The sequence below is a fragment of the Streptomyces sp. NPDC001515 genome (assembly GCF_053597115.1).
Map to the genome: position 1 here is coordinate 312807 of NZ_JBSFHN010000001.1, position 11854 is coordinate 324660.

Sequence of the window (11854 nt, forward strand, 5' to 3'; positions counted from 1 at the left end):
CGAGCCGTAGCGGCCCGGCCACGGCCACCCACGTCATTCCCGTCACCGTTTGACCCTCCCCCTACGTCAGGCTTGAGGCTGAGGCCGGACGAAAGGGCGGCGGATGAGCTATTCCGTGGGGCAGGTGTCGGCGTTCGCCGGGGTGACGGTGCGGACGCTGCATCACTACGACCGGGCGGGGCTGCTCTCGCCCAGCGGGCGCAGCCATGCCGGTTACCGGCTCTACGACGAGGCGGACCTCGCCCGGCTCCAGCAGATCCTGTTCTACCGGGAGCTGGGCTTCCCGCTGGACGAGATCGCCGTGATCCTCAAGGACCCGCAGGCCAACGCGCTGGATCATCTGCGGGACCGGCAGCGGCGGTTGGGCGAGGAGATCGCTCGGCTCCAGCGGCTGACGGAGGTGGCGGAGCGGGCCATCGAGGTGCAGCAGACCGGCGTGGCGCTGACCCCCGAGGAACGCTTCGAGGTCTTCGGGGAGATCGCCTTCGATCTGAGCTACGCCACGGAGGCCGCCCTGAAGTGGGCCGACTCCGAGGGGCAGCGCGCCTCGATGGCGCGGGCGGCGGCGCACACCAAGGAGGACTGGCGGCGGCTGATGGGGGAGGCCACCGCCTGGCGGGGTGAGCTGCTGGCGGCGTTCGACGAGGGGGAGCCGAGCGACGGCGAGCGAGCCATGGACCTGGCCGAGGAGCACCGGCTGCACATCTCGCGCTGGTTCACCTCCTGCCCGCCGGACATGCACCGGCGCATCGCGGACGACTTCGTCGCCGACCCCCGCGCGTTCGCCCTGGTCGTCCCGCCCTCCCGGCAACGCCCCGGCCTGGCGGCCTACCTGGGCAAGGCGGTCCACGCCAACGCGGCCCGCCACGACGGCGGCCGTACCGAACCTCCGGAGGAACGATGAAGATCCTGATCGCCGCAGCCGGCTCGCGCGGTGACGTAGCGCCCTACACGGGGCTGGGCGCCGCCCTGCGCGGGGCCGGGTACGAAGTGGCCCTCGCCACGACGGAGACCTTCGCGCCGCTCGTACGCGAGGCGGGGCTGGAGTTCCGCGCCCTGCCCGCCGACGCGCGGACCGGCGGCGGGGTCCAGGGCCGCCGCGAACTGATGCGTACCGCCGCCGCGTTCGTCACCGACCTGGCCGACGGGTTCGCCGACGCGACGGCCGAGGGCGCCGACCTCCTCCTGCTGTCGACGACCACCGCCCCGCTCGGCTGGCATCTCGCCGAGGCGACGGGCCTGCCGAGCCTCGGGGTGTACCTCCAGCCGACCGCACCGACCGGCGACTTCCCGCCGGTCGTGACCGGCACGCGCTCGCTGGGCCGCCTCGGCAACCGCGCGGCGGGCCGCTTCGCCCTCCGTATGACCGACCGGCTCTACGGCGACGCGGTCACCGCACTGCGCCGGCGCCTCGGCCTCCCCCTGCTCTCCGCCCCCGCGACGCGGCGCCGGCAGGAGGCGGCCCAGTGGCCCGTGCTGTACGGATTCAGTACGGCGCTGGTGCCCCGGCCCGCCGACTGGCGGGCCGGTCTGGAGGTCGTGGGTTCCTGGTGGCCGCACCACGACCCGGACGCGAAACTCCCCGCCGAGGTGGAGGACTTCCTCGCCGCCGGGCCCCGCCCCGTCCTCATCGGCTTCGGCAGCATGGCGTCCGGCGAGGGCGAACGGCTCGGCGCGCTCGCCGTCCAGGCCCTGCGCCGCGCCGGACTGCGCGGCATCCTCCAGTCCGGCGTCGCCGGGCTCACCGCCCACGGCGACGACACCGTCCTCACCGTCGGAGACCTCCCGCACGCCCTCCTCTTCCCCCGCCTCGCCGCCGTCGTCCACCACGCGGGCGCCGGAACCACCGCCGCCGCCCTGCGGGCCGGGGTGCCCTCGATACCCGTACCCGTCACCGCCGACCAGCCCTTCTGGGCGTCCCGGCTCACCGCGCTCGGTGCGGCCACCGACCCCATCCCCTTCCGCTCCCTCGACGCCGAACGCCTCGCCGCCGCCCTCGGCCTGGCCGTGAAGCGCCAGTCCTTCACCCGGTCCGCCGGCGACGCGGCGCGTCACCTGGCGACCGAGGACGGGGCGGGGAAGGTGATCGAGGCGGTGCGGCGGATGACCGGAGGCTGAGGGAGGGGGCGATGCGGCCGGGCGCGGCGCCGTGCCTCCGTGCCGTGCCCCGCCGACCTCCCGTCCCGTCGTCCCGCTGACCTCGCGCGGCCCAGGCCGCCACGCACGTTCAACGCGGCCGGCATCGGCTGGGTCTCCTCCGGCAACGGGCCGACGCGGGCGGTGTCAGCGCCGGGCCGTGGTGGCAGCCGGACGGCTCCCGCCCGTCTCGCGGAGTATCAGCAGACCGGTGACCGCGATCACCGCCGCGGTCAGGCCGTGGATGCCGAACGCGGCCGAGGCCGGCCCGTGGTGGGCCAGGACGTTGATCATGTCGCCGAACGGGGCGACGGCCTCCATCAGCAGCACCCAGCCCAGCGCGCGGCGGTGGCCGGTCAGGAGGAGGACGCCGAGGACCAGGCCCATCGCGAACTCGCGGGTGCCCTTCATGACGAGGAAGCCGTCGCCGTTGCCGTCGGACCACGTCGGCAGTCCGACCCCGTGGGTGGACGCCTCGGGCGACAGGATGAAGGACAGCCCGAGCCAGAGGACGAACAGGACGCAGACCGTGGTCAGGGCGGTGTTGACGTTCTTCGGCGACACGGTGTCGCTCCTTCGGTGTGCGGCGGAGGGCGGGGAGACGAGAGGCGGGGTCGCCCGAGGGGCCGTCACAGGTCGATCTCCTCGTAGAGGTGCGGATACGACACGACCTCGGCTGGCGACTCCGCGGCCATCCGCTGGAACTCCGGCCTGCCGAAGGCCGTGGCGAGCGCCTCGGTCGACTCCCAGACCGCGACGTTCATCAGCAGCCGGCTGTCCGCCGTGCCCCGGTGCATCCGTAGGGAGACGAACCCCGGCTGGGCGCTCATGAATGCCGCCTGCCTCCGGAACAGCACCAGGAACTCCTCGTCCCGCTCCCTCGGGACGACGAACGTGTTGGCCAGGACGACGCGCCCGGTCTCCTCCGTGAACTGCGCGAACAGCGGCGTACTCGGATCCAGGTTCCGCAACTCGGCCATGCTCGGTACTTCCCTTCCGTCGGGCGGTCACCGGTCACTCGATGCCAACGAGTGTGGGCCAACACGCGTTGGCCAACGGCTGTGGGCAAACGTAGGGCCGGGGGCCCTGGACTGTCAACACGTGTTGGCCTACGTTTGTTGGTATGACCGGCACCACGGAGAATCAGCAGGCCGCCCGGCGTTCCGACGCCACCCGCGCCGCGATCCTCGCCGCGGCCCGCGAACGGTTCGCGGCGGACGGCTACGAGAAGGCGACCATCCGGGCCATCGCGCGGGACGCGCGGATCGACCCGTCGATGGTGATGCGCTACTACGGCAACAAGGCGGGGCTGTTCGCGGAGGCCGTCGCCATCGACCCCGGGCTGCCGGACCTGGCCGTCGAGTCGCGGGAGGAGACCGGCCGCACCCTGGTGCGCCACTTCCTCTCCCTGTGGGAGCACAACGACGAACTCACCGCGCTACTGCGGGTCGGCGCCACCGACCCTGCCGCCGCCGAACGCACGCAGAGCGTGCTCCGCGACCAGCTGATCCCGCTCGCCCGCCGGGTCGGCCCCGACCCGGACCAGGCCCCGGCCCGCGCGGCGCTCTGCGCCTCGGCCGTGCTGGGCATCGCGCTGACGCGCTACGTCCTGCGGTTCCCCGCGACCGTCGCGCTGCGGCCCGAGGAGATCGTGGACTGGGTCGGGCCCACGATCCAGCGCTACCTCACCGCCCCCGAGCCGTGACGAAGCCGCCCCGCCCCCATCACGCGCCTACTGCACGCAGAACTCGTTGCCCTCCGGGTCGGCCAGGACCGTCCACCGGCCGCCCGGCTGGTCGACCGCGTTGAGGACCTTGGCGCCGAGGGCCTCCAGACGGGCGATCTCGTCGGCGCGGCGGTCGGGGCCCGCGTGGAGGTCGAGGTGGAGGCGGTTCTTGACGGTCTTGGGCTCGGGGACGCGCTGGAAGAGGAGGCGGCGGCCGTGGCCGGTGCCGCTCCGCTCGTCGTACGGGTCGTCCGGATGCCGTACGGCGGCCAGATCGCGCCAGGCGCGGCGGCCGTGCGCGGTCGTCGTGAGCGCCTCGGGAACGGCTCCCGCGCTGAGCAACTGGTCGATCAGGGGGCTGTTGTCCTCGATCGCGTAGCCCAGGGCCGCGGCCCAGAAGCCGGCCTGGGCGTGCGGGTCGGCGGCGTCGATGACGACTTTCCAGTCAAGAGTCATGATCGTCATTCTGTCCCGGAATGAGGCATTCCGGCGATGATCACTTCATGTCGCGGAGATACGCCGCGACCGGCCTCCGGTGCCCGCCACCGTGCCGCGCAGATAGTCCGCCACCGCCGCGTGGTCCGAGGCCGGCGCGATCAGCGCCACATGGTTGTCCGGGCGGACCAGGACCAGCGCCTGTGCGTCCGGTTCCAGGCCGTACGCCGCGCGGGCGTGCCCGCCGTCGTCGGCCAGGTCGTGCGGCGCGCCCGCGCCGATCCCGTACGCCCGCAGTTCGTCCGGATGGTCCGAGGCCGCCTCGCGCAGGGCCGGTGCCGTGCGCGGGCCGAAGCCGAGGAGGGTGAAGTGCGGTCCGGCGAAGGTCTCGAAGAGGCGGCGGGGCCCGCCGGTCGCCGCGTCGGCGCAGGGCGCGTCCGGGGCGCGGTCGCCCGCGCGGAGCCGGGGCGTGGTGAGGGGGGAGGCGGCCAGCGAGCTCCACCGGTAGCCGTGGCCCAGTCCGTTCGTCCGCGGGCCGATCGCGCTGTCCAGGCCGCCGCCGGGCCGCCGGATGGCCTCCAGGGTGGCCTTCAGCCGCTCCGCGCTGATGTCGAGCACATCGGCGGCGACGGGCAGCCGCTCCTCCTCGTAGGTGTCGAGCAGCGCCGGCCCCGACCGTCCGGTGACGACCCGGGCGAGCTTCCAGCCCAGGTTGTACGCGTCCTGGATGCCGGTGTTCATGCCGAGGCCGCCCGCGATGGAGTGGACGTGGGCGGCGTCCCCGGCCAGGAGGACCCGGCCCACCCGGTAGCGCCGGGCCAGGCGTTCGTTGACCCGGTACGTCGACAGGAGTTCGGCCCGGGTCAGCCGCTCGCCGGGCAGCCGGGCGTGCTTGGCGAACAGGCGGCGGAAGCTCTCGGCCGACGGCGGGACGGGCGCGCCCGAGGCGTCGGTCTCCGGACCGGCCTGGAACCACCAGCCCGCCCGGGTGCCGGGGATGGGGCAGAGCATCACCGCCCCGTCCTCGTCGAACCACTGGTGCCAGAAGCCCCGGTCCAGCCCCTCCACCTCGACGTCGCCGCAGACCATCCGCTGCGTCTCGTCGGTCTTCCCCTCGAACGGGACGCCCAGCAGCGTACGTACGGTGCTGTGGCCGCCGTCGCAGCCCACCACGTACCGCGCCTCCACCGCCGCGCCGTCCGCGAACGCGGCCGTGACGGAGTCCTCGCCCTCGGTCAGCCCGACGAGCTCGGTACCCAGCGCGACCCGTACGCCGAACTCCGCGAGGCGGTCGCGGAGGATCTCCTCCACCTGCCACTGGGCGAGCATCCGGGGCCGCTGGTACGGCGAGTCGGGGGTCGGACGCGCGTCCGCGAAGGGGTCCGCGTCGGCGATCGGGACGCCGCCCCGGTACTTGCGCATCGGCGGCGGCTCCGCGCCCGCCGCCAGCACCGCGTCGACGACCCCGAGGTCCTCCAGCACCTCCAGGGAGCGCGGATTGGGGCCCTTGGCCCGGGAACTGCGGGGGTGCGCCGGGCTCTTGTCGATGATCAGCGGCGCGATCCCGCGACGGGCGAGATCGATGGCCAGGGTCAGTCCGGTCGGTCCCGAGCCGACGATCAGGACGGGCGTCGTGCGCGGAGGCATGCGTACTCCTCGGTCGGTGGTCCGTGAGGCACCATCACACCGTAACCGAGTTAAAAAAGCAACCGAGTAATCTTTTATTGGGGCTGTTCGGCGGTGGCCGGGCGCGCGGGCGCCGCCGGGTCCGGAAGCCGGGCCGCCTCCGTCTGCGCAGCCTCCGCCCGCGCCGCCTCGGCCCGTGCCCGCGTGCGCCGCGAGGTCCGCAGCGCGTCCCAGGTCAGCAGGGCCAGGGCCACCCACACCAGACCGAACCCGGCCCAGCGCTCCGGAGGCATCTCCTCGTGGAAGTACAGAATCCCCAGACCGAACTGGAAGACCGGCGCCAGATACTGGAGCAGGCCCAGCGTGGAGAGCGGGACGCGGATCGCCGCCGCCCCGAACAGGATCAGCGGAACCGCCGTCACCAGCCCCGTCGCGGCGAGCAGCACCGCGTGGCCGACCCCCTCGGCGGCGAAGGAGGACTCGCCCCGCGCGCCCAGCCACAGCAGATAGCCGAGCGCCGGCACGAACAGCACCGCGGTCTCCGCGGTGAGCGACTCCAGGCCGCCCATGTCGACCTTCTTCTTGATCAGCCCGTACGTGGCGAACGAGAACGCCAGCGCCAGCGAGATCCACGGCGGCCGCCCGTAGCCGATCGCCAGCACGAGCACCGCCGCCGCGCCCGTCCCGACGGCCACCCACTGCACCGGGCGCAGCCGCTCGCCGAGCAGCAGCACCCCCATGGCGATGGTGACCAGCGGGTTGATGAAGTAGCCGAGCGAGGCCTCCACGACATGGCCGTTGTTCACCGACCAGATGTACAGGCCCCAGTTCACCGTGATCGTCGCCGCGGCGACCGTCAGCAGGCCCAGCTTCCGGGGCTGTCGCAGCAGCGCGCCGATCCACGCCCAGCGGCGCAGGGCCAGCAGCGCGACCCCGACCACCGCCAGCGACCACACCATCCGGTGGGCCAGGATCTCCACCGAGCCGGCCGGCTTCAGCAGCGGCCAGAACAGCGGGACGACCCCCCAGATGCCGTACGCCGCGAAGCCGGACAGGAGTCCGGCCCGCTGCTCGTTCTTCCCCTTCACGGGCCCCTCCTGGCGATGACCGCCGGCGCCGCCGCCGACCGGACGACGGTAGCGCCGCCCGGGGTCCGGTGTCATTGCCGTATCGCCAGACGGTCATGACATCGGAGCGCGTGGGTCCGCAGGGGGCGGGACGGTCCTACAGTGCGGCGACCGCGGCGGCGACCGTCTCGGCCATCGGCGTCGTCGGGCGGCCGATCAGCCGGGCCAGGTCCCCGTTCGTCCCGGCCAGCCGGCCGCGCCGGATCGCCTCGTCCACGTCGACCAGGATCGCCGCGAAGCCCTCGGGGACCCCGGCTCCGGTCAGGATCTCCTGGTGCACCGCGCCCGGCACGTCCTTGTGGACGATCTCCTTGCCCGAGGCACGCGCGACCTCGGCCGCGTACTCCGCGAGCGACCAGGCCGTGTCGCCGCTCAGCTCGTACGCCTTGTTGAGGTGGCCCTCGCCGGTCAGCACCGCCGCCGCGGCGGCGGCGTAGTCGGCGCGGGTCGCCGAGGCGATCCTGCCGTCGCCCGCGTTGCCCACCACCGCGCCGTGCGCCAGGACCGGCGCCAGGTTGGCCGTGTAGTTCTCCGTGTACCAGCCGTTGCGCAGGAAGGTGTACGGCAGGCCGGAGTCCAGGATCAGCCGCTCGGTCACCTTGTGCTCGTCGGCGAGCACGAAGTCCGCGTCCGGGCCGCCCAGGATGCCGGTGTACGCCAGCTGCGCCACGCCCGCCGCCTTCGCCGCCTCGATCACCGCCGTGTGCTGCGGGACGCGGCGGCCGACCTCGCTGCCGGAGATCAGCAGCACCCGGTCGCCGGCGCGGAAGGCCCCGGCCAGCGACGCCGGGTCCTCGTAGTCGGCGATCCGCAGCTCCACCCCGCGCGCCGCGAGACCGGCCGCCTTCTCCTTGTCTCGGACCACGGCGGCGATCCCGTCCGCCGGGACGGTGGTCAGCAACTGCTCGACGACCAGGCGGCCGAGCGCTCCGGTGGCTCCGGTGACGACGATGCTCATGGGGGGCTCCTTGCGTATGTCCTTTTCGGGCGTTCCGGCACTCACCCTACGAGCTGCACTAACTAATCGAAAGTACCCACTTTGAAGTAAGGTACTGGTATGAGCGTAAGCAAGGTGGACGTCGGCAGGGCGGATCTCCCGGGAGGCCGCCCGGACGTGCGCGAGCCGCTGTGTCCGTCCCGGGTCGTCCTCGAACACGTCACCAGCCGCTGGGGCGTCCTCGTGCTCGCCGCCCTGCTCGACCGGTCGTACCGGTTCGGCGAACTGCGCCGCGAGGTCGGCGGCGTCAGCGAGAAGATGCTCACCCAGACGCTCCGGACCCTGGAGCGCGACGGCTTCGTGCGCCGCGACGCCAAGCCGGTGATCCCGCCCCGCGTGGACTACGCGCTCACCCCGCTGGGCCGCGAGGCCGCCGGGCAGGTCTGGGCCCTGGCCCGCTGGGCGGAACGGAGCCTGGACGCGGTGGACGCGGCGCGCGCGGCGTACGACGACCGCGCGGACTGAGGGGGCGTACGACGACCGCGCGGACTGAGGGGTACGCGGGTACGCGAAAGCGCCGGCCGCCCCCGCGGTGCACGGGTGCGGCCGACGCTTCGTACGCCGTGCGGACCGGGCCTAGCCCACGACCGTCCAGGTGTCGTTGCCCGCGAGCAGGGCGGCGAGGTCGCCCTTGCCCTTCTGCTCGACGGCCGCGTCCAGCTGATCGGCCATCAGCGTGTCGTACACCGGTCGTTCCACGTCGCGCAGCACCCCGATCGGGGTGTGGTGCAGCGTGTCCGGGTCGGCGAGCCGGGACAGGGCGAACGCCGTGGTCGGGCTCGGGGCGTGCGCGTCGTGGACGAGGATCTGGGACTTGTTCTCCTCGGTGACCTCGACCACCTTCAGATCACCCGTCAGCGAGTCCCGGACGACGCCCTTCGACCCGTCCGCGCCGAAGACGATCGGCTGCCCGTGCTCCAGCCGGATCACCGCCTCCTGCGCCTGATCCTTGTCCTTCAGGACCTCGAACGCGCCGTCGTTGAAGATGTTGCAGTTCTGGTAGATCTCGACCAGCGCCGTGCCGGGGTGGTCGGCCGCCGCCCGGAGCACGCTCGTGAGGTGCTTGCGGTCGGAGTCGACCGTGCGCGCCACGAACGACGCCTCCGCGCCGATGGCCAGGGACACCGGGTTGAACGGGGCGTCGAGCGACCCCATGGGCGTCGACTTGGTGATCTTGCCGACCTCGGAGGTCGGGGAGTACTGCCCCTTGGTCAGCCCGTAGATCCGGTTGTTGAACAGCAGGATCTTCAGGTTCACATTGCGGCGCAGCGCGTGGATCAGGTGGTTGCCGCCGATCGACAGCGCGTCGCCGTCACCGGTGACCACCCAGACGCTCAGGTCCCGCCGCGAGGAGGCGAGCCCGGTGGCGATGGCCGGGGCGCGGCCGTGGATGGAGTGCATCCCGTAGGTGTTCATGTAGTACGGGAAGCGGGAGGAGCAGCCGATGCCGGAGACGAAGACGATGTTCTCCTTCGCCAGTCCCAGATCGGGCATGAAGCCCTGGACGGCGGCGAGCACCGCGTAGTCGCCGCAGCCGGGGCACCAGCGGACTTCCTGGTCGGACTTGAAGTCCTTCATGGACTGCTTCGCCTCGGCCTTGGGCACCAGCTGGAGCAGTTCGTTGGTCTCAGCCATCGATGGCCTCCTGGAGGGCCGTCGCAAGCTGCTCGGCCTTGAACGGCATGCCGTTGACCTGGTTGTAACTGTGCGCGTCCACCAGGTACTTGGCCCGGATGAGCATGGCCAGCTGCCCGAGGTTCATCTCGGGCACGACCACCTTGTCGTAACGCTTCAGCACCTCGCCCAGATTCCTCGGGAACGGGTTGAGATGGCGCAGATGGGCCTGCGCGATGGGGCGTCCGGCGGCGCGCAACCGGCGCACGGCCGCCGTGATCGGGCCGTACGTCGAGCCCCAGCCCAGGACCAGGGTCTTCGCCCCCGCCGGGTCGTCGACCTCCACGTCCGGGACCTCGATGCCGTCCACCTTGGCCTGGCGGGTGCGGACCATGAAGTCGTGGTTGGCCGGGTCGTACGAGATGTTCCCGGTGCCGTCCTGCTTCTCGATGCCGCCGATGCGGTGTTCGAGACCGGGGGTGCCGGGGACGGCCCAGGGGCGGGCCAGGGTCTGCGGGTCGCGCTTGTACGGCCAGAAGACCTCGGTGCCGTCGGCCAGCTCGTGGTTCGGGCCGCCCGCGAACTGGACGCGCAGGTCCGGCAGCTGGTCGGTCTCCGGGATGCGCCACGGCTCCGATCCGTTGGCCAGATAGCCGTCGGAGAGCAGGAAGACCGGGGTGCGGTAGGTCAGCGCGATACGGGCGGCGTCGAGCGCCGCGTCGAAGCAGTCGGCGGGGGTCCTCGGCGCCACGATCGGCACCGGGGCCTCGCCGTTGCGCCCGTACATCGCCTGGAGCAGGTCGGCCTGCTCGGTCTTGGTGGGCAGTCCGGTGGAGGGGCCGCCGCGCTGGATGTCGACGATGAGCAGCGGCAGTTCCAGGGAGACCGCGAGACCGATGGTCTCGGACTTCAGGGCCACCCCGGGGCCGGAGGTCGTCGTCACCGCGAGCGCCCCGCCGAAGGCGGCGCCCAGCGCGGCGCCGATGCCCGCGATCTCGTCCTCGGCCTGGAAGGTCCGTACGCCGAAGTTCTTGTGCCGGCTCAGCTCGTGCAGGATGTCCGAGGCCGGGGTGATCGGGTACGAGCCGAGGTAGAGCGGCAGGTCCGCCTGGCGGCCCGCGGCGATCAGCCCGTAGGACAGGGCGAGGTTCCCGGAGATGTTGCGGTACGTCCCGGTGGGGAACGCCTGCGAGGCCGGGGCGACCTCGTAGCTGACCGCGAAGTCCTCGGTGGTCTCGCCGAAGTTCCAGCCGGCCCGGAAGGCCGCCACGTTCGCCTCGGCGATCTGCGGCTTCTTGGCGAACTTGGCCCGCAGGAAGGACTCGGTGCCCTCCGTCGGCCGGTGGTACATCCACGACAGCAGCCCGAGCGCGAACATGTTCTTGGAGCGCTCGGCCTCCTTGCGGGAGAGCCCGAACTCCTTCAGCGCCTCGATGGTGAGCGTGGTCAGCGGCACCGGGTGGACGTTGTACGCCTCCAGCGAGCCGTCCTCCAGGGGGCTGGTCTCGTAGCCCACCTTCGCCATCGGCCGCTTGGTGAACTCATCGGTGTTGACGATGATTTCGGCGCCGCGCGGCACATCGGCGATATTGGCCTTCAGGGCCGCCGGATTCATCGCGACCAGCACGTTCGGCGCGTCGCCCGGGGTCAGGATGTCGTGATCGGCGAAGTGCAGCTGGAACGAGGAGACACCCGGCAGGGTGCCCGCGGGGGCGCGGATCTCGGCGGGGAAGTTCGGCAGCGTGGAGAGGTCGTTCCCGAAGGACGCGGTCTCCGAGGTGAACCGGTCACCGGTGAGCTGCATGCCGTCACCGGAGTCACCCGCGAAGCGGATGATCACCCGGTCCAGGCGGCGGACTTCCTTCCCGCCCGTCCCCTCGGCTGCGGACTGGGGGGCACGCTGTCCCCCTACGAGCGCCTCACTGGCCTCGTCGGCCTGTTCGGCTGGGCTACTGACCTGGCTGGTCACTTACTGGACCTCCCTCGGCGCGGCGGCTCGGGACCGTCCGGCCGACCGGAAGTCCCGAGCACCACCCTACGTCTGTAAGGGTCGCCTTCCTCTGGCCGATCACATGGTGGACGGCATTTTGAGACGATTCTCGGCGCTGTTCCGCCATGATTCACCCCCCATCCTGTTTCCCGCCGGAGCCTCGAAAGAGACACCGGGAAGCAGGGCCTGTCGGCCTACTACCT

General features: G+C 72.4%; 12 protein-coding genes. 4 read left to right on the plus strand and 8 right to left on the minus strand.

Annotated features, from left to right (window positions below; all coding sequences use genetic code 11):
* The first annotated feature begins 103 nt into the window (after positions 1-103).
* Together ACWCXC_RS01495 and ACWCXC_RS01500 are read left to right on the plus strand one after the other, a co-directional pair.
* Positions 104-904, plus strand: a complete 801-nt coding sequence (locus ACWCXC_RS01495; RefSeq protein WP_450682419.1) for a MerR family transcriptional regulator — start codon at positions 104-106, stop codon at positions 902-904.
* Positions 901-2118, plus strand: coding sequence for a glycosyltransferase (locus ACWCXC_RS01500; protein ID WP_450885920.1), 1218 nt, complete (start codon positions 901-903; stop codon positions 2116-2118). The genes ACWCXC_RS01495 and ACWCXC_RS01500 overlap by 4 nt, the downstream gene beginning before the upstream one ends.
* 165 nt (positions 2119-2283) lie before the next feature.
* Here ACWCXC_RS01500 and ACWCXC_RS01505 read toward each other — a convergent pair whose 3' ends face one another.
* Both ACWCXC_RS01505 and ACWCXC_RS01510 read right to left on the minus strand, forming a co-directional pair.
* Positions 2284-2700, minus strand: coding sequence for a DUF4267 domain-containing protein (locus ACWCXC_RS01505; RefSeq protein WP_450682417.1), 417 nt, complete (start codon positions 2698-2700; stop codon positions 2284-2286).
* 65 nt (positions 2701-2765) lie between these two features.
* Complete coding sequence (locus ACWCXC_RS01510; protein WP_450682416.1) at positions 2766-3116, minus strand: antibiotic biosynthesis monooxygenase family protein; 351 nt, start codon at positions 3114-3116, stop codon at positions 2766-2768.
* 143 nt (positions 3117-3259) lie between these two features.
* Between ACWCXC_RS01510 and ACWCXC_RS01515 the strand changes: the two genes are divergently transcribed.
* The gene (locus ACWCXC_RS01515; RefSeq protein WP_450885923.1) at positions 3260-3841 is read left to right on the plus strand and encodes a TetR/AcrR family transcriptional regulator; all 582 of its coding nucleotides are present in this window, start codon (positions 3260-3262) and stop codon (positions 3839-3841) included.
* A gap of 27 nt (positions 3842-3868) precedes the next feature.
* On the opposite strand, the gene ACWCXC_RS01520 is transcribed toward ACWCXC_RS01515, so the two are convergent.
* The 4 genes from ACWCXC_RS01520 to ACWCXC_RS01535 all read right to left on the minus strand — a co-directional run bounded on the left by ACWCXC_RS01520 (position 3869) and on the right by ACWCXC_RS01535 (position 8008).
* Positions 3869-4327, minus strand: a complete 459-nt coding sequence (locus ACWCXC_RS01520; protein WP_450682414.1) for a VOC family protein — start codon at positions 4325-4327, stop codon at positions 3869-3871.
* A 36-nt stretch (positions 4328-4363) separates the two neighbouring features.
* Positions 4364-5944 carry an FAD-dependent monooxygenase gene (locus ACWCXC_RS01525; protein WP_450682413.1) on the minus strand — a complete coding sequence of 527 codons (1581 nt, stop codon included), beginning with the start codon at positions 5942-5944 and terminating at the stop codon, positions 4364-4366.
* 74 nt (positions 5945-6018) lie between these two features.
* Positions 6019-7011, minus strand: coding sequence for an EamA family transporter RarD (rarD, locus tag ACWCXC_RS01530; protein WP_450682412.1), 993 nt, complete (start codon positions 7009-7011; stop codon positions 6019-6021).
* A gap of 136 nt (positions 7012-7147) precedes the next feature.
* Positions 7148-8008, minus strand: a complete 861-nt coding sequence (locus tag ACWCXC_RS01535) for an SDR family oxidoreductase (RefSeq protein WP_450885926.1) — start codon at positions 8006-8008, stop codon at positions 7148-7150.
* A 99-nt stretch (positions 8009-8107) separates the two neighbouring features.
* On the opposite strand from ACWCXC_RS01535, the gene ACWCXC_RS01540 reads away from it, so the two are divergent.
* Entirely contained in the window at positions 8108-8512 is a 405-nt protein-coding gene (locus ACWCXC_RS01540; protein WP_450885928.1) for a winged helix-turn-helix transcriptional regulator, read from the plus strand.
* Positions 8513-8623: 111 nt separating this feature from the next.
* Here the strand turns inward: ACWCXC_RS01540 and ACWCXC_RS01545 are convergent, their stop codons facing one another.
* Together ACWCXC_RS01545 and ACWCXC_RS01550 are read right to left on the minus strand one after the other, a co-directional pair.
* A complete protein-coding gene (locus ACWCXC_RS01545) occupies positions 8624-9682 on the minus strand; it encodes a 2-oxoacid:ferredoxin oxidoreductase subunit beta (protein ID WP_450682409.1) in 1059 nt (352 codons plus the stop codon).
* Positions 9675-11630: a 2-oxoacid:acceptor oxidoreductase subunit alpha gene (locus tag ACWCXC_RS01550; RefSeq protein WP_450885931.1), complete on the minus strand. Its 1956-nt coding sequence runs from the start codon at positions 11628-11630 to the stop codon at positions 9675-9677. Before ACWCXC_RS01550 ends, ACWCXC_RS01545 begins: the two co-directional genes overlap by 8 nt.
* Positions 11631-11854 lie beyond the last annotated feature (224 nt).

Bases quoted from the DNA above. Each gene is read 5' to 3' on its own strand.
- ACWCXC_RS01495 (WP_450682419.1), top strand. From the start codon at position 104: ATGAGCTATTCCGTGGGGCAGGTGTCGGCGTTCGCCGGGGTGACGGTG.
- ACWCXC_RS01500 (WP_450885920.1), top strand. From the start codon at position 901: ATGAAGATCCTGATCGCCGCAGCCGGCTCGCGCGGTGACGTAGCGCCC.
- ACWCXC_RS01510 (WP_450682416.1), bottom strand. From the start codon at position 3,116: ATGGCCGAGTTGCGGAACCTGGATCCGAGTACGCCGCTGTTCGCGCAG.
- ACWCXC_RS01515 (WP_450885923.1), top strand. From the start codon at position 3,260: ATGACCGGCACCACGGAGAATCAGCAGGCCGCCCGGCGTTCCGACGCC.
- ACWCXC_RS01520 (WP_450682414.1), bottom strand. From the start codon at position 4,327: ATGACGATCATGACTCTTGACTGGAAAGTCGTCATCGACGCCGCCGAC.
- ACWCXC_RS01525 (WP_450682413.1), bottom strand. From the start codon at position 5,944: ATGCCTCCGCGCACGACGCCCGTCCTGATCGTCGGCTCGGGACCGACC.
- ACWCXC_RS01535 (WP_450885926.1), bottom strand. From the start codon at position 8,008: ATGAGCATCGTCGTCACCGGAGCCACCGGAGCGCTCGGCCGCCTGGTC.
- ACWCXC_RS01540 (WP_450885928.1), top strand. From the start codon at position 8,108: ATGAGCGTAAGCAAGGTGGACGTCGGCAGGGCGGATCTCCCGGGAGGC.
- ACWCXC_RS01545 (WP_450682409.1), bottom strand. From the start codon at position 9,682: ATGGCTGAGACCAACGAACTGCTCCAGCTGGTGCCCAAGGCCGAGGCG.